The sequence below is a fragment of the Mesorhizobium sp. P3_A9 genome (assembly GCF_056402975.1).
On record NZ_JBFUGJ010000113.1, the window covers coordinates 1 to 16,796 of the forward strand.

A 16,796-nucleotide genomic window follows, 5' to 3' on the forward strand; every position below is an offset into this window, starting at 1 on the left:
ATGTATCCGGGTGCGGTGACCGGCTGGCATGCACACAAGGTGACGCAGGATCGGCTTTTCTGTTGTGTCGGCAGTGTGCGCATATCGCTCTATGACGGCCGAAAGGCTTCGCCCAGCTTCGGTACGGTCTGGCACAAGATCGTCGGCGCCTTGCGGCCGGCGATCGTCATCATCCCGCCCGGCGTGTGGCATGGCGTGACGGCGCTAGGGCCGGAGATCGCGCTGCTGCTCAATCTCGTCGACAAGGCCTATGCGTATGACGCACCGGACCATTGGCGCCTGCCGCCGGACACGGATCAGATCCCCTATAGACTGGTGTAGCGTGGAACTGTGCGGCCAGTCCGATGCAACCGGGCAGAACGCGCCGCTCGTGTCGGTGGTGATCGCAACCCACAACCGCCCCGCCGCCTTGCGGCAGGCGCTGCGCAGCGTGCTGGGCCAGACCCTGCAGGACTTTGAAATTCTGGTGATCGGCGATGCCTGTCGCCCCGACACGGCGGCGCTCATCGCCGAATTTGCCGATCCGCGCATCGTCTATATCGACCTGCCGGTCAATTTCGGCGAGCAATCCGGCCCCAACAATATCGGCTTTGCCCGGGCACGCGGCCGGTTCGTCGCCTTGCTCAACCATGACGACCTCTGGTTTCCGGACCATCTCGCGGCGACCACGGGATGGATCGACGCGACCAACGCCGACGTTGTGATCGCGCGCGGTGCCGTTGTCGAGCCGCCGTCGGCCGATGGCAAGCCCGTCAAGAACTCGATATTCGGGATCGGCAAGGACGGCTTCTATGACCCCGCGTCGACGACTGGATTCGGATCGGCCCAGATCGTACGGCGGACGTCATTGAACCGGTTGGGGTCCTGGCGCCCGGCCGGCCAGTGCTTCTGCGAATCATCGCAAGACTGGTTGTTCCGGGCCTGGCGAAAGGGGGCGGTCATCGCGACAATACCCCACCTGACCGTGCTCAAACTGCATTCCGGCGTTCGCAAGGGCAGCTATGTCGGCGATACAGCGACGGAGCAGGAGGAACTCTTCAACGCAATGCACATGCCGGACGCCCTGCGTGCGACGGTCCTTGCCACGGCCGAAGCGCCCCGCTCGAGCCGGTATACCTACCTCAGGCGCAGGTTCCTGGCCGCCTGCGGTATCCATCCGAGGGCCCGGTCCTTTCGCCACAAGCATGGACGCGGCGCCTTTATCGCCCGGCTGCGCGAGATACGCGGCCTCGCACCAATGCCGGAGCGCGAGCCGGGCGTGGAAGAGTTGCTCACGCTCTATCGCAGCCGGATAGACGCAAACGCCAAGGACGATTGAAAGCACCCTCCCCGACCCGAAACAGCAGTCTCAATGAAAAACCCGCGGGGATCGCTCCCCGCGGGTTTCATTTTTCGACCGCTCTCTCAGCCGTGCGCGAGCACGGCGAGCAGCAGGAGCGCCACGATGTTGGTGATCTTGATCGCCGGGTTGACCGCCGGGCCAGCGGTGTCCTTGTAGGGATCGCCCACCGTATCGCCGGTCACCGAAGCCTTGTGCGCCTCGGAGCCCTTCAGGTGCTTGACGCCGTCCTTGTCGACGAAGCCGTCCTCGAACGACTTTTTCGCATTGTCCCAGGCGCCGCCGCCCGAGGTCATCGAGATGGCGACGAACAGGCCGTTGACGATGACGCCGAGCARCGARGCGCCGAGRGCSGCRAAGGCSGASGCCTTCGAACCCGAGATCAGCAGCACGCCGAAATAGACGACGAGCGGCGCCAGGACCGGCAGCAGCGACGGGATGATCATTTCCCGGATCGCCGCCTTGGTCAGAAGGTCGACCGCACGCGCATAGTTCGGCTTGGAGGTGCCGGCCATGATGCCCGGATCCTCGCGGAACTGCTTGCGCACYTCCTCGACGATGGCKCCCGCAGCGCGGCCGACGGCCGTCATGGCGATGCCGCCGAACAGATACGGAATCAGGCCGCCGAAGATCAGGCCCGCGACGACGTAGGGGTTGGAGAGATCGAAGGAGATATCGCCCATGCCCTGGAAGTAGGGATATTTGTCGCCATTGGCGGCAAAGAACTTCAGGTCGTTGGAGTAAGCGGCAAACAGCACCAGTGCGCCGAGACCGGCCGAGCCGATGGCATAGCCCTTGGTCACCGCCTTGGTGGTGTTGCCGACCGCGTCGAGCGCGTCGGTGGAGTGGCGCACTTCCTTGGGCAGGCCGGCCATTTCGGCAATGCCGCCGGCATTGTCGGTGACCGGGCCGAAGGCGTCGAGCGCAACGATCATGCCGGCGAGGCCGAGCATCGTCGTCACCGCGATCGCCGTGCCGAATAGACCTGCGAGCTGATAGGTCGAGATGATGCCGCCGACGATGACGATCGCCGGCAGTGCCGTCGATTCCAGCGAGACCGCAAGGCCCTGGATGACGTTGGTGCCGTGGCCGGTCACCGAGGCCTGGGCGATGGAGTTGACCGGGCGTTTGCCGGTGCCGGTGTAGTACTCGGTGATCACCACGATGAGGCCGGTCACCACGAGGCCGACGAGGCCGCAGATGAACAGGTTCTTGCCGGTGATGATCATGCCGGCAACGGTGCCAATCTCGCCCCAGCCGACCGTAGCGGAGGTGGCGACGGCGAGGCCGACGATCGACAGCAGGCCGGTGACGATCAGGCCCTTGTAGAGCGCGCCCATGATCGAGCCGTTCGAGCCGAGCTTGACGAAGAAGGTGCCGACGATCGAGGTCAGGATGCAGGCGCCGCAAATGGCGAGCGGATACAGCATCGCAGTCTGCAGAACGGCGGTACCGCCGAAGAAGATGGCGCCAAGCACCATGGTGGCGACGACCGTCACCGCATAGGTCTCGAACAGGTCGGCGGCCATGCCGGCGCAGTCGCCGACATTGTCGCCGACATTRTCGGCGATGGTGGCCGGGTTGCGCGGATCGTCTTCAGGGATACCGGCTTCGACCTTGCCGACGAGATCGCCGCCAACGTCGGCGCCTTTGGTGAAGATGCCGCCGCCGAGACGGGCGAAGATCGAGATCAGCGAAGCGCCGAAGCCGAGCGAGACCAGCGAGTCGATGACAATGCGGTCGTTGGGTTGCAGGCCCATGAAATGGGTCAGGATGAGATAGTAGATCGAGACGCCGAGCAGCGCCAAGCCAGCCACCAGCATGCCGGTGATGGCGCCCGACTTGAAGGCGATGTCCAGACCGGCGGCGAGGCTGTTGGAAGCCGCCTGGGCCGTGCGCACATTGGCCCGCACCGAAACATGCATGCCGATGAAGCCGGCGGCGCCCGACAGGACGGCGCCGATCAGGAAGCCGATCGCGGCGGTAATGGAAAGCAGCCACCAAGCGAGCACGAGCACGACCACGCCGACGATGGCGATGGTGGTGTACTGGCGCGCCAGATAGGCTTGCGCGCCTTCGCGGATGGCMGCGGAGATTTCCTGCATGCGTGCATTGCCCTGATCGGCCGCAAGGACCGAACGTGTCGCCCAGATGGCGTAAAGGACAGAAAGCAAGCCGCAGGCGATGACGGCGTAAAGTATGGTCATTGCCGAATTTTCCTCGATTGCTGGCCCAAAAGAACCCCTCCCTGGGCCGTTGAGACAAAGACCGGAATCCGCGCACGGAATCCACCTCTTCGCACCGGTGTATGCGAAACAGGGCTCGGAACGTCAAGATATTGTTCGGTTTTTGCCCGGCTTTCRCCGAAAAGACAAAAGCCGCGGCGACCCTGCCGGCATGGCCCTTGATTTAGATCGATTGAAATGACGCAAGGGGATCATGCCGACAAGACCACCACATGCCCCGGGGACTACTCCGCCTCGCGCCCCATCCGCCGCGCCGCATAGCGCTCGACCGCCGACAGCCCGTCATAGATCAGCACGGCAAGGGCCGCCACGATCAGGCCGCCCTGCAGGATGAAAGCGAGATTGTTGGACAGCAGGCCAGCGATAATCACCTCGCCCAACGTCTTGGCAGCCACCGTCGAGCCGATGGTGGCGGTGGCAAGGCCGATGACAACCGACAACCGGATGCCGCCCAGGATGATCGGTGCGCTGAGCGGCAACTCGACCTTGGTGAGCCTTTGCCAGCCGGTCATGCCGGCGCCACGCGCAGCCTCCATCACATTGGCCGGCAGCGTCGTCAGCCCGGTCAGCGCGTTCTCGAAGATCGGCAGCAGGCCATAGAGAAACAGCGCGATCAGCGTCGGCCATTCGCCAAAACCTACTGCCGGAACGGCAAGCGCCAGCACCGCCACCGGCGGAAAGGTCTGGCCAATGTTGACCAGGCTACGCGACAGCGGCAGGAATTCCGCCCCAACGGGCCTCGTGACCAGGATGGCAAGCGCGACGGCAACGATGGTTGCAGCCACAGTGGCGATCAGCACGGTGCCCAGATGCAACAGCGTCAAGGTCAGCAGGCTGCCCTGATTGTAGATCACCGGCGCATTGTTCTCTGTCAACGGTTTCAGCAACGGCTCGAACCAGCCGGGGTTGGTGAGGAAGGCGACGAGCAGCGCTGCAAGGGCAAGTCGCAGCAGCGCCGGCAGCCAGGCTTTCATGCCGGCCTCGCCGCGCGCTTGACCAGCCCGTCCACCGTGACCCGGCCGAGCGGCTTGCCATCGGCGCCTTTCACCGGCAGCGCCGGCCGGCCCGACCAGAGGAGTTCAGCCAGCGCATCGCGCTGGCTGGCATCGCCAGGGATTGCCTCCCCTTCCGCAGAGCCGATTTCCACCGCATCGCGAACCCGGCCGAGCGACAACAGCCTGAACGGCCTTTCGCTGGCGCCGACCAGGGTCTCGACGAAGCTGCTGGCCGGGTTCGCCAGGATCTCGGCGGGTTTGGCGTATTGCACCAGCTTGCCGGCATCCATCACCGCGATCTTGTCGCCCATGTGCACGGCCTCTTCCATGTCGTGGGTGACGAGGATGATGGTGGTGCCGAAGCGCTTCTGGATCGCCAGCAGGTCTTCCTGCGCCTTGGTGCGGATGATCGGGTCGAGCGCGCCGAACGGCTCGTCCATCAAAAGCACGTTGGGCTCGGCGGCGAGCGCGCGGGCGACGCCGACGCGCTGCTGCTGGCCACCGGACAGTTCGTGCGGATAGCGTGGCCCGTAAGCCTGCGGATCGAGCTGGTAGAGCGTCATCAACTCATCGACGCGGGCGTCGATGCGGGCTTTGTCCCAGCCGAGCAGCACCGGCACGGTGGCAATGTTCTGCGCCACGGTGCGATGCGGAAACAGGCCGTGGCCCTGGATGGCATAGCCGATGCTGCGGCGCAGTTCGTAACCGGGCACCGAACGATTGTCGGCGCCGTCGAGCTTGATGATGCCTGATGTCGGTTCGACCAGCCGGTTGATCATGCGCAGCAGCGTCGTCTTGCCCGAACCGGAGGTGCCGACAATGACGCAAACCGTGCGCGGCTCGATGACCATCGATACGTCGTCGACCACCGTTGTCGCGTCATAAACCTTGGTAATGCCTTCGATCTCGATCATGCCGTTTCAACCCTGCGCTTGGTGGCAGTCATTTCGATCACCGCGTCGAGGATGATGGCGGCGGCRAAGGCGAGCGCSACCGTCGGCACCRCRCCGAGCAGCACCAGRTCCATCGCCGTCTGGCCGACRCCCTGGAASACRAACACGCCGAARCCGCCGCCGCCGATCAGGGCGGCGATGGTGGCAAGGCCGATATTCTGCACCAGCACGATGCGGATGCCGGTGAGGATCACCGGRAARGCCAGCGGAAACTCGACRCCGAACAGGCGCTGGCGGTCGGTCATGCCCATGCCACGCGCCGCGTCGTTGGCGGCACGCGGCACGCCGGCGAGACCGACCACSGTGTTGGCCACCACCGGCAGCAGCGARTAGAGRAACAGSGCGACAAAGGCRGGYGCMGTRCCRATRCCGCGAATGCCGAGCGCGGCCGCCCCCGGCACGTGGATGGAGACCCAGCCGAGCGGCGCGATCAGCAGGCCAAACAGCGCGATCGAGGGAATGGTCTGGATGATGTTGAGCACGTTGAGCACGCCGGCCCGCAGCCTTTCGACGCGGTGGCACAGGATGCCGAGCGGCAGGCCGACGATGACCGCGGCGGCCAGCGAACCGAGCGCCAGCGTCACATGCTTGGTGCCTTCGGCCCAGAAACTGTCGGCGCGGTTGAAATATTCTTTCAGGATCGACAGATTGTCCCAGCTTCCCGACATCAACAGCAGGCCGATCGCCAAAGCCGCAACGACAAGCACGCCAACTCGCGCCAAGGGCGACAGGTTCAGCCTTGTCAGCACGTCAGCCAACACAATCGTGAAGGCAAAAATCAGTATCCAGAAACCGGAAGCGGGGGACACTCTGGCGAAGGTGTTGCCAGCCGGCGTGAGAAATGTGCCGGCGACGCCGATCAACAGCGCGAGTGCGACAAGTGCCACCACGCTGGCGGCGAGGCGCAGCACGAGCGGTGTCCTGAACAGAGCTATGAGCGCAGCGGCGACGATGACGGCGAACAGCAACCATCCTGTGGTTGCCGGCAACGCCTCAAGAATCGAGCGCGCCTGACCCGGCACGATGCGGTTGGCGCGGAACGTGGCGAAGGGGGCGAGGAACGCCGCATAGGCCGCGATCGCCGCGATGACCACGCCGAGCTTGTCGAAGCGGATATTCRCGCCCTCCCCCGTCGGTCGTTCCGGCGCGCCACGCGAGCGGCGCGCCGGAATCGTCCTACTTCAGAAAGCCATTCTTCTTCAGGAAGTCCTCGGCGACGCCCTTGACCGGCTCGCCGCCGACCTGCACGCGGCCGTTCAGCTCCTGCAGCGTGACGAGGTCGAGCTTGGCGAAGACCGGCTTCAGCAGTGTCTCGATCTCCGGATGTTCCTTGAGCACGGATTCGCGGATGATCGGCGCCGGCTGGTAGACCGGCTGCACGCCCTTGTCGTCCTCAAGCACGACCAGGCCGGACGGCGCGATGCCACCGTCGGTGCCATAGACCATGGCGGCGTTGGCACCGCTGGTCTGGTTGGCCGCGGCGGCGATGGTCGCCGCCGTGTCGCCACCGGAGAGCGTGATCAACTGCTCGGGCTTCAGCTTGAAGCCATAGGTGGTCTGGAAGGCCGGCAGTGCCGCCGCCGAATTGACGAATTYGGCCGAGGCCGCCAGCACCACCTGGCCGCCGCCGGCGACATACTTGCCGAAGTCGGAAAGCGTGGCGAGCTTGTTGGCGTCAGTCACTTCCTTGCGCAGCGCGATCGCCCAGGTGTTGTTGGCCGGCGCCGGCGACAGCCAGACGATCTTGTTGGCGTCATAGTCGAGCTTCTTGGCCGTCTCATAGGCCTTGGCGGCATCCTTCCAGACCGGRTCRTCGGCCTTYTCGAAGAAGAAGGCGGCATTGCCKGTGTATTCSGGATAGATGTCGATCTCGCCRGCGGTGATCGCCTTGCGCACCACCGGCGTGCCRCCGAGCTGGATGCGGTCKGTGGTCTTGATGTTATTGGCGTTGAGAACGAGTTGGATGATGTTGCCGAGCACGCCRCCCTCGGTATCGATCTTCGAGGAGACGACCACCTGAGCACTGGCGGAAGCCGCTGTGATGGCCAGCGCCAATGCCGCGCCGGCGAAAACCTTGACTGAAAACATTGTGAAAACCCCTTGCTGTGAACCGGAATGCGGTGGCCGCATATGAGCATGGCTTCAACGGCCAGTCGGGGCACACGGTTTCATAACAATAGGTACAGACGCAATAATTTTGTTTCGGCGCGGCAAATTCAACTGAAGCAATCCTGACAGCATCATGTCAGATCGACAGCAGTTCCAGGATCAGGCGCTCGCCTTGCGCAGAGCCGTCATCTTGAGCGCGCCGAGTGCGACGAAGCACAGAACGGTGACCGGAAAGATCATCCAGTTCAGCATCTCCCAGCCGAAGGCGTTGTAGACCATGCCCGACAGCAGCGACGCGCAGGCGACAGAGCCGAACAGGACGAAGTCGTGAAAACCCTGCACCTTGCCCTTTTCCGACGGCCGGTAGCTGGCCGCCACCATAGCGGTGGCGCCGATGAAGCTGAAATTCCAGCCAAGGCCGAGCAGGATCAGCGACGTCCAGAATTGCCACAGCGCCAGCCCCGACAATGCGACAATGGCGCAGCCGATGAGCAGGATCAGGCCGACAGCGACAATGCGCTCGGCGCCGAAGCGATGGATCAGCGAGCCGGTGAAGAAGCTCGGCGCGAACATCGCCATGACGTGCCATGAGATGCCCAGCGTCGCATCATCTTCCGACAGGCCGCAGCCGACCATGGCCAGCGGTGCGCCAGTCATGACGAAGCTCATCAGCGCATAGCTGCCGACAGCGCAAAACAGCGCGGCGACGAAGCGCGGTTTGGTGACGATTTCGGACAACGGTCTGGCATCGCCTTCGGCGATGTCGACCTTACTCTCGGCCTTCGCCGGCAGGCGCAGAAACGATAGGATAAAGGCGCCAACCGCGGCCAGCGGCAGAATGGAAGCGAACGAGCCGGCAAACATCACCGGCGCGAACAGTTCACGGGTGAAGATGACGATCTGCGGCCCAAGGACGGCGGTGATGATCCCGCCGGCCAGCACGAAGGAGATGGCGCGCGCCTTGAACTCCGGCGGCGCATTGTCGGCGGCGGCGAAGCGGAACTGCTGGACGAAGGCGCCACCGATGCCGATCACCAGCAGCGCAAATGCGAAGAGCCAGAAGCTGCCGTGGAAAAGCGCCAGTGTGGCAATCAGGCCGCCAAGCGCGGTGACGACGGTTCCGGTCATGAAGCCGCCACGCTGGCCCAGCCAGCGGATAATGGCCGCGGCCGGCAAGGCGCCGAGCGCCACGCCAAGGTTGAAGCCGGTGATCGGCGCCGTCGCCAGCGATTTGTCGGCACCGAGCAGGTATTGCCCGGCCAACGCGCCCATCGAAATGGCGATGGGCGCCGCCGAGCCGATGATCGCCTGCGAGGCGGCCAGGATCAGCGCGGTGCGCCGCGCATCCCTAGGCCGCTCGACGGCGATGGCCGTCACGATGCGTCCTTGCCGCGCCCCTCGCCGCGCACCCGGCGTGACACGCGGTCGAGCACGGCATTGACCAGCTTCGGCTCGTCTTCCTCGTARAASGCCTTGGCGATRTCGACATATTCCGAAACGATGACSGCCACCGGCACGTCTTCACGCTTCATCAATTCATAGACGCCGGCACGCAGGATGGCGCGCAGCGTCGAATCGAGCCTCGACAGCGGCCAGTCCTCGGTCAGCGCCTGGCGAATGATTGGATCGATATTCTTCTGGTCCTCGACGACGCCGGCSAGGATGGCGCGRAACCAYTGSGCRTCSGCCTCGCGRTAGAGCGCGCCGTCRACTTCCTTGCCGAGSCGRAASGCCTCRTAYTCGGCKGTGATYTCGAWSACRCCGCTGCCGGCRACRTCCATCTGATAGAGCGCCTGMACGGCSGCMAGACGGGCGGCGCCRCGCTTGTTGGCGTGGCGCACCGCGGGCTGTCCGGGCGAAGCAGGCTCGCTCACGATCGCGCTCCGAATTGTTCCTTCAGCGCAATCATGGTCAGCGCCGCACGCGCGGCAAAGCCGCCCTTGTCGCCTTCCGAGCGCTTGGCCCGCGTCCATGCCTGTGCATCGTTCTCGGTGGTCAGGATGCCGTTGCCGATGCAGACCGAGTCCTGCACGGACAGGTCCATGAGCGCACGGCTGGATTCATTGGCGACGATGTCGAAATGATAGGTGTCGCCGCGAACGACGGTGCCGAGCGCAACGAAACCGTCGTAATTTGTGCCGCCCTCCGCCGCGCCGTCCAGCGCGAAGGTGATCACCGCGGGAATTTCGAGCGAACCTGGAACGGTGACGACGTCGTAGGTCGCGCCCGCTTCATCGAGCGCGSTTGTSGCGCCGTCGAGCAGCGCGTCGGCAAGRTCGTCGTGAAARCGCGCTTCGACAATCAGCAGATGCGCCTTCGCCTTCGGACGAATGAAGGCTTTGCCGTGTTGGGATGTGCCTGCCATAAAAATCTCCGGGGGGTTGCCGGTGACTTAGGCCGAAGCCGCGGAGTTCGCAAGCTTTGTCGGAAGGCCAGGTCCAATTTCCGGACGGCTGCAGTGCCTAGCGACTTAGACGGTTCGTCGCCCCTGCCGAGCGACAAAGACCATGATGTCGTCAAACATCGCTTCGAAGAAACCGTGAGCGCCTTCGGCTTGGCGAAGTTCGCCAACAAGTTCCAAACAGAATCCATATGGATCGCACCGTGGACGCGCGCGATATGGCCCAATCCTGTGATGGAAATCCTTCGGACATCCGGATCGGGAGAACGGGCGTATTTGAAGCAAACAGCTTGCGCAAAACGCCAGTCGTCGTGCCACGAGATGCTGAGTATCGCCCGGATCCGCTCCTCGACATCATCGGAAAGCAGATCTTTGTAGGTCTTGGAGCTGTCGAGGTCTCTGACCGCTTCGTAGACAAGGTTTTCAGTATCTTCGATCAATTTGCTGCCTTCGGGACGGCTCGCGGAATATTGACCATGTGACCGCTACAAGCCCTCTTTCGCCGCCTCCGCCAGCCGCGCGGCGTAGCGGGCCATGGTGTCGATCTCGAGGTTGACGCGGTCGCCGGCCTTGCGCTCGCCCCAGGTGGTCACAGTCAGCGAGTGGTGGATCAACAGCACGTCGAAGCGGGTGCCTTCGACCTTGTTGACGGTGAGCGAGGTGCCGTCGAGCGCCACGGAGCCTTTCGGCGCAATGAATTTCGCCAGATGGCGCGGCGCCTCCAGCGTGAAGCGCACTGCATCGCCCTCATCCTTGCGCTCGACGATCTCGGCGGTGCCGTCGACATGGCCAGACACGATGTGGCCGCCGAGCTCGTCGCCGATCTTCAGCGCCCGCTCGAGATTGACCTTGCTGCCGGATTTCCAGATCGAAGCCGTGGTCAGCCGCAAGGCTTCTTCCCAGGCCTCGACCTCGAACCAGCGCGCATTCGAGCCATGGTCAGGCAAAGCCGTGACCGTCAGGCAGACGCCGCCGCAGGAGATCGAGGCGCCGATGGCGATGGTCGCGGGATCATAGGCGGTGTCGATGCGCAAGCCGACGCCTTCGCTGAGCGGCTTGACGACCGCGACGGTGCCGATATCGGTGACAATTCCGGTAAACATCGATGCTATCTTCCCGTTTTGACCTTGTCCGAAAACCGGGTCCCACTTTTCGGGATCATGGTCTAGAGGTCTCTTACCCACTCGGCGTAACTGTCTTCACCAAAGCGCATCTCGCGCAGCTTGCGAAAGCCTGCCGGGATATGGTCAGCGTCGATCGGCGATGCAATGCCGCCCTCGCCGATCGCTTCCGGCCCCTGGAACAGCACGATGCGGTCGACCAGCCCATCGGCCAGGAAAGCGCTGGCCACCTTGGCGCCGCCCTCGACCAGCACGCTTGCCATGCCGAGTGCCGCCAGATCCTCGAGCAGTTCCGGCAATGCCACGCCGCCTTCATGCGTTTCGGTGCCGATGAAGCGCACGCCGGCGCGTTCGAGCGCCGCCCGCCGATGCGGATCGGCCTCCAGGCAAGCAGCGACGTAGAGCGGCACGCGATCCACGCCCGAGGCCAGTTTCGAGGACTCCGGCAGCCTGATCTGCCGGTCGAGCACGATGCGTGCCGGCGAACGGTTCTCCAGCCCCGGCAAGCGCACCGTCAGCGCCGGATCATCCTCCAGCGCCGTGCCGATGCCGACCAGGATGCCGTCAGCCTCGGCCCGCATCAGGTAGACTTCGCGCCGCGCGATATCGCCTGTAATCGCAACCYGGCCGGCGCCTTCCCTGCCGATCTTGCCGTCACTGGAAAGCGCAAGCTTCAGAATCACTTCCGGGCGCTTGCTCAGCGACCGAATGAGATAACCGGCCATCTGCTCGGCGGCTTCGCCAGCCAACACCTTTTCGACCACCTCGATACCGGCGGCGCGCAGGATGGCATAGCCTTTGCCGGAGACGCGCGGATCGGGATCGCTGGCAGCCCCCACGACGCGCGCAATGCCGGCATTGACCAGCGCATTGGCGCAAGGCGGGGTGCGGCCGTGGTGGGCACAAGGTTCGAGCGTGACATAGGCGGTGGCACCACGCGCGAGTTCGCCCGCCTCGGCCAGCGCCTCTGTCTCGGCATGCGGTCGGCCGCCGACTGCGGTGACACCGGTGCCGACGATCATCGGTCCAGCGCCGTCGTCGCGCACGATCACTGTACCGACTGAAGGGTTGGTCGAGGTCCTGCCGGCATTGCGGCGCGACAGCCTCAGCGCCGCAGCCATGAAACGGCGATCAAGGGCTGCCTGTTCAGCCTCGCTACGCTGCGATCCTGCCATGCTCAGCCGGCTTCCTCTTCATTGCTCTTGTCTTCGTCGCCCTTCAATTCGCCCAGCAGCTCATGGAAGTCCTTGGCCTCGCGGAAATTGCGGTAGACCGAGGCGAAGCGCACATAGGCGACGTCGTCGAGYGAYTTCAGCGCYTCCATGACCAGCYKGCCGACCTCACCGGAAGCCACTTCGGTCTCGCCGGAGCTTTCGAGCTGGCGCACGATACCGGTCACGGCGCGATCGATGCGCTCGGGATCGACATTGCGCTTGCGCACCGCGATCTCGACCGAGCGCAGCAACTTATCGCGGTCGAACGGCACTTTCCGGCCCGACTTCTTGACCACGACCAGATCGCGCAACTGGACGCGCTCGAAGGTGGTGAAACGGCCGCCGCAATCGGGGCAGACACGCCGCCTGCGGATCGCCGCGCCGTCCTCGGCGGGGCGCGAATCCTTCACCTGCGTATCTTCGGACTGGCAATAGGGACAGCGCATGAAAAGCCTTGGGTTCGCGAATCTGATGAGGCGAAAGGCTTAGAGCCTTTCCGGCCTGGATTGAAGCGGTTCCGTTTCTTCAGAGATAGCGAGGCGCGAGGAAGATTGCCAGCGCGGCCACCAGCCAGACGGCGATGCCGCCGACCACAGCCAGGCGATAGTCGACCTTGTCGATGAACAACCAGCAGGCGCCGAGGAAGGCGAGATAGGCCGGAATTGTCTTCATACCGGCAAGGCAGGCATCGCGAAAACCGCCCTGATCACCCCCGGCGCCCACGGCGAGCAAGGCAATGACGGCAAAGGTCGGCGCCAGCGGCAGAATCCCGGGCAGGACATTGCCCCGCTTGGACGCCCAGACGATCAGCGCCGTCACCAGCCCGCCGACCACGCCCTTCCAGACAATGTCCATCCGCGCCCCCTATTCCGACCCGGCCGTCCGCGTCACGGCGCGACGTCCTTGGTCGGGAAGCCGCAGGACGTTCCGAGGTTGCGGTAGGCCTTGGTGAAGCCATCCATCGGGATGCTGGCGACAACGTTCTTGCCGAAAGTCACATCGAGCGAGATGACCTGGCGCATGGCGCGCAACAGGGCGAGACTGGTCTTGGCCTGATTGTCGACCGTCCAGCTCGGACGGCCGATGACGGCGTCGTTGGAATAAACCGTTGCCGAAACCTTGACTCCGGGATCGCCGAACGTCGCCGCGATCTTCTTGCCGGTCGGCAGCTGCTTGTTGTCGACGGTCAGCATGATGGCCGGATAGGCATCCGGCGGCAGCGCATCGCCGGTCGAGATCGACAAGGTCAGCGTGCCCGAATTGCCGCTCGCATCGAAGAACGCCGTCGAAGCCGCACAAGTCTTGCTCGCATCCTGACCGGTGTCGAGCACATCGACGATGGTTGTCCATTTGCCGAAGGTGCTGGTGGCAGGCGCCTCCGGGGCGGGCTGCGTCTGCGCCAAGGCAGATCCGCAAACGGCCAGCCAGCCGGCGACGCCGAGTGAGGCGGGACAAAAATTGCGCATCATCAAGTCTCCAGTTCCATGCGTCACCCGATCAGGGGTGACGCAGTGCCGGCGAATAAAAGATGACGCATCGCGCCCGGTCAATCGAGATAAGGATGGTCAACCGAGATAAGGATAGAGCGGAAAACGATCGGTCAGCGCCACGACCTTGGCCTTGACCGCSGCYTCGACCGCGGCRTTGCCCTCGTCCGAATTGGCGACCTTGAGACCATCCAGCACTTCCGCGATCAGCTTGCCGATCTCGCGGAATTCGGCCTGGCCGAAGCCGCGCGTGGTGCCGGCCGGCGTGCCGAGGCGCACGCCCGAGGTGACGAAAGGCTTTTCCGGATCGAAGGGGATGCCGTTCTTGTTGCAGGTGATGTTGGCGCGGCCAAGGGCTGCCTCGGCGCGCTTGCCGGTGGCATTCTTGGGGCGCAGGTCGACCAGCATCAGATGGTTGTCGGTGCCCCCGGAGACGATGTCGAGCCCCGTCTCCTTGAGGCTCGAAGCCAGCGCCTTGGCGTTGGCGGTCACACTCTCGGCATAGAGCTTGAAGCTCGGCTTGAGCGCCTCGCCGAAGGCCACCGCCTTGGCGGCGATGACATGCATCAGCGGGCCGCCCTGCAGGCCGGGGAACACGGCCGAGTTCATCTTCTTGGCAATGTCCTCGTCATTGCACAGGATCATGCCGCCGCGCGGACCGCGCAGCGATTTGTGGGTGGTGGTCGTCACCACATGCGCATGCGGCAGCGGCGACGGATGCACGCCACCGGCGACGAGGCCGGCGATGTGCGCCATGTCGACCATCAGATAGGCGCCGACCGCATCGGCGATCTCGCGAAAGCGCTTCCAGTCCCAGATGCGCGAATAGGCGGTGCCGCCGGCCAGGATCAGCTTCGGCTTGGTCTCATGCGCGGTCTTTTCGATCGCGTCCATGTCGAGCAGATGGTCTTCCTTGCGCACGCCATAGGAGACGACCTTGAACCACTTGCCGCTCATGTTGACCGGCGAGCCGTGGGTGAGATGGCCACCGGAATTGAGGTCGAGGCCCATGAAGGTGTCGCCGGGCTGCAGCAGCGCCAGGAACACCGCCTGGTTCATCTGGCTGCCCGAATTCGGCTGGACGTTGGCGAAATTGCAGCCGAACAGCTTCTTCGCCCGCTCGATGGCCAGTTCCTCGGCCACGTCGACGAACTGGCAGCCGCCATAGTAGCGCTTGCCCGGATAGCCCTCGGCATATTTGTTGGTCATGATCGACCCCTGCGCCTCGAGCACCGCACGGGAAACGATGTTTTCCGAGGCGATCAGCTCGATCTCATGGCGCTGGCGACCGAGTTCGTTGCGGATGGCGCCGAAAATCTCCGGATCGGCGTCTTCCAGCGTGGTTTCGAAGAAGGATTCGAATTTGTTCGACACTGCCGCTGCTGTTGCCATGGCCTGAAAATCCTCCGGTTCGGGGGCTATTTGCTTATGCATATCGTTGCCCCAAAACCGCTGCACAGCTTCGGGCGACATGCATTGCCGCGCCATTAACACAGTTGTTTTCGACCCGCCACGTTTGCAGCGCGAAATTTGCTGGCCGGTTTGCGGCAGAGCCTGCAAATCCACAGCCCCTGTGCATAGCCGGTTCTATTTCCGCGCCTGCCTGCCGTTCAAAAGGGCCTCCGTCAGGGTGATCTCTGTGAACAGCGCTCGCGCCGTGTGATCATTGATCTCGCCGCGCTGAAGCATGGCGCGCACGGCAGTGCGTTCTGCCTCGATGCCGGCAAGTCGCATTTCGAGCTCCACCCGCCCTGCCTCGCGCGCCTCGGCTCGGGCTTCATCGGCTTCGTCGGAGGTGGCGATGCGGCGCCGATAGCCGGCAACGATGTTTTCGGCGGCGACAAGTCTGGCGCTGGGCACCTCGCGGTCATCGTCGCTGCTGCCCGCCATGCTCTCGATGCGGGCGATTGCCACATTGGCAGCGCCGACACGCGCCCGGCGCTCCTCGGCGGCACCTGCATCCTCGCCCGGCTCGACCAGGCCGCGCGCGATCACCGGCAAGGCCAGGCTGGCGATGACCAGGGAGCAGATGATGACGCCGGCGGCGAGGAAGATAACCAAGTCCCGCGCAGGGAACGGCGACCCATCCTGCAGAGCCAGCGGCAGCGACAATATGCCGGCCAGCGTGATGGCGCYACGCACGCCCGCCACCGAGCCGGCGAGCCGCACGCGCAGACCGAATGGTTCGACCTCGCGCTTGCCGAGCCGCGCCGCGATCGCCGCCGCGATGTCGCCAACCCAGATCCAGACGAAGCGGAGCGCGATCAGGCAGAACGTCAGCGCCACCACGGTCAGCACCGGCTGGATGATTGGATAGTGGCCCGTGAGTTCCGGCGGCACCTTGCGGATGATTTCGGGTAGCTGCAGGCCGAGCACGATGAACAGTGCGCCGTTGAAGACGAAGGAAAACGTCGTCCAAAGCGASATCGTCTGCATGCGCGCCGAGACGCCGAGRWARCGGAAAATGCCGGWGCYGCCGGTSAGMAGACCAGCGGTCACCGCCGCCAGGATGCCCGACGCCCCGAAATGTTCGGCGCCGAGATAGGCGACGAAGGGCAGCAGGATGGTGATCAGCACCTGCGCCTCGGCCGGCACGCCGCCGATGCGGTTCAAGAGYTGCAGCGYCTTGGCGGCGACGAACAGCGCCGCAACGCCGGCCAGGATGCCAACCGCTACGGCGTAGAGAAAACTCAGCGAAGCGGCAGCAAAGGAAAAGCTGCCGGTCAATGCCGCCGCCACGGCRAAGCGGAACATGACCAGGCCCGACGCRTCGTTGAGCAGCGACTCGCCTTCCAGAATGTGCATCAGCCGCGCCGGAACAACGTTCCTGTCGACGATCGAGGACACTGCTACCGCATCGGTCGGCGACAGCACTGYGGCGAGTGCGAAGGCAACGACCAGCGGAATGCTCGGCACCAGCCAGTGCAAGGC

At 64.3% G+C, this 16,796-nt stretch carries 18 protein-coding genes; 3 read left to right on the forward strand and 15 right to left on the reverse strand.

Annotated elements, in window-relative coordinates:
• Both AC1DX0_RS17095 and AC1DX0_RS17100 read left to right on the forward strand, forming a co-directional pair.
• A partial coding sequence (locus AC1DX0_RS17095; protein ID WP_477356177.1) for a dTDP-4-dehydrorhamnose 3,5-epimerase family protein occupies positions 1-321 on the forward strand: 321 nt, incomplete at its 5' end.
• Position 322: 1 nt separating this feature from the next.
• Complete coding sequence (locus tag AC1DX0_RS17100) at positions 323-1,318, forward strand: glycosyltransferase family 2 protein (RefSeq protein WP_477221171.1); 996 nt, start codon at positions 323-325, stop codon at positions 1,316-1,318.
• Between the two features lie 86 nt (positions 1,319-1,404).
• On the opposite strand, the gene AC1DX0_RS17105 is transcribed toward AC1DX0_RS17100, so the two are convergent.
• The 8 genes from AC1DX0_RS17105 to ribH all read right to left on the reverse strand — a co-directional run bounded on the left by AC1DX0_RS17105 (position 1,405) and on the right by ribH (position 10,007).
• On the reverse strand, positions 1,405-3,546 hold the full coding sequence (locus AC1DX0_RS17105; protein WP_477221170.1) for a sodium-translocating pyrophosphatase: 2,142 nt from the start codon (positions 3,544-3,546) through the stop codon (positions 1,405-1,407).
• A gap of 263 nt (positions 3,547-3,809) precedes the next feature.
• Complete coding sequence (locus AC1DX0_RS17110) at positions 3,810-4,559, reverse strand: ABC transporter permease (protein WP_477221169.1); 750 nt, start codon at positions 4,557-4,559, stop codon at positions 3,810-3,812.
• Positions 4,556-5,494: an ABC transporter ATP-binding protein gene (locus tag AC1DX0_RS17115; protein WP_477221168.1), complete on the reverse strand. Its 939-nt coding sequence runs from the start codon at positions 5,492-5,494 to the stop codon at positions 4,556-4,558. Before AC1DX0_RS17115 ends, AC1DX0_RS17110 begins: the two co-directional genes overlap by 4 nt.
• Positions 5,491-6,705 (reverse strand): ABC transporter permease, encoded by a 1,215-nt coding sequence (locus AC1DX0_RS17120; protein WP_477356193.1) that lies wholly within the window; start codon positions 6,703-6,705, stop codon positions 5,491-5,493. The genes AC1DX0_RS17115 and AC1DX0_RS17120 overlap by 4 nt, the downstream gene beginning before the upstream one ends.
• Before the next feature lie 4 nt (positions 6,706-6,709).
• Positions 6,710-7,621 (reverse strand): glycine betaine ABC transporter substrate-binding protein OsmF, encoded by a 912-nt coding sequence (gene osmF / locus AC1DX0_RS17125; RefSeq protein WP_477356179.1) that lies wholly within the window; start codon positions 7,619-7,621, stop codon positions 6,710-6,712.
• Between the two features lie 180 nt (positions 7,622-7,801).
• Positions 7,802-9,019, reverse strand: coding sequence for an MFS transporter (locus tag AC1DX0_RS17130; protein ID WP_477221165.1), 1,218 nt, complete (start codon positions 9,017-9,019; stop codon positions 7,802-7,804).
• Positions 9,016-9,516, reverse strand: coding sequence for a transcription antitermination factor NusB (gene nusB, locus AC1DX0_RS17135; RefSeq protein ID WP_477356181.1), 501 nt, complete (start codon positions 9,514-9,516; stop codon positions 9,016-9,018). The genes AC1DX0_RS17130 and nusB overlap by 4 nt, the downstream gene beginning before the upstream one ends.
• Positions 9,513-10,007: a 6,7-dimethyl-8-ribityllumazine synthase gene (gene ribH, locus AC1DX0_RS17140; protein WP_477356183.1), complete on the reverse strand. Its 495-nt coding sequence runs from the start codon at positions 10,005-10,007 to the stop codon at positions 9,513-9,515. The genes nusB and ribH overlap by 4 nt, the downstream gene beginning before the upstream one ends.
• A 239-nt stretch (positions 10,008-10,246) precedes the next feature.
• Here ribH and AC1DX0_RS17145 point away from each other — a divergent pair, with 239 nt between their 5' ends.
• The gene (locus AC1DX0_RS17145; RefSeq protein ID WP_477356185.1) at positions 10,247-10,525 is read left to right on the forward strand and encodes a hypothetical protein; all 279 of its coding nucleotides are present in this window, start codon (positions 10,247-10,249) and stop codon (positions 10,523-10,525) included.
• Positions 10,526-10,528: 3 nt separating this feature from the next.
• Here AC1DX0_RS17145 and AC1DX0_RS17150 read toward each other — a convergent pair whose 3' ends face one another.
• From AC1DX0_RS17150 to AC1DX0_RS17180, 7 genes are all read right to left on the reverse strand, one after another.
• Positions 10,529-11,146 (reverse strand): riboflavin synthase, encoded by a 618-nt coding sequence (locus tag AC1DX0_RS17150; protein WP_477221161.1) that lies wholly within the window; start codon positions 11,144-11,146, stop codon positions 10,529-10,531.
• A gap of 62 nt (positions 11,147-11,208) precedes the next feature.
• Positions 11,209-12,339 (reverse strand): bifunctional diaminohydroxyphosphoribosylaminopyrimidine deaminase/5-amino-6-(5-phosphoribosylamino)uracil reductase RibD, encoded by a 1,131-nt coding sequence (gene ribD, locus AC1DX0_RS17155; RefSeq protein WP_477356187.1) that lies wholly within the window; start codon positions 12,337-12,339, stop codon positions 11,209-11,211.
• Positions 12,340-12,341: 2 nt separating this feature from the next.
• Positions 12,342-12,824: a transcriptional regulator NrdR gene (nrdR, locus tag AC1DX0_RS17160; RefSeq protein WP_477356189.1), complete on the reverse strand. Its 483-nt coding sequence runs from the start codon at positions 12,822-12,824 to the stop codon at positions 12,342-12,344.
• 79 nt (positions 12,825-12,903) lie between these two features.
• Positions 12,904-13,233, reverse strand: coding sequence for a GlpM family protein (locus AC1DX0_RS17165; RefSeq protein WP_477221158.1), 330 nt, complete (start codon positions 13,231-13,233; stop codon positions 12,904-12,906).
• 32 nt (positions 13,234-13,265) lie between these two features.
• Entirely contained in the window at positions 13,266-13,844 is a 579-nt protein-coding gene (locus AC1DX0_RS17170) for an invasion associated locus B family protein (RefSeq protein ID WP_477221459.1), read from the reverse strand.
• Between the two features lie 99 nt (positions 13,845-13,943).
• Positions 13,944-15,257: a serine hydroxymethyltransferase gene (gene glyA, locus AC1DX0_RS17175; protein WP_477221157.1), complete on the reverse strand. Its 1,314-nt coding sequence runs from the start codon at positions 15,255-15,257 to the stop codon at positions 13,944-13,946.
• Positions 15,258-15,452: 195 nt separating this feature from the next.
• Positions 15,453-16,796 (reverse strand): Na+/H+ antiporter (locus AC1DX0_RS17180; protein WP_477356191.1); only part of this gene is annotated, 1,344 nt, incomplete at its 5' end.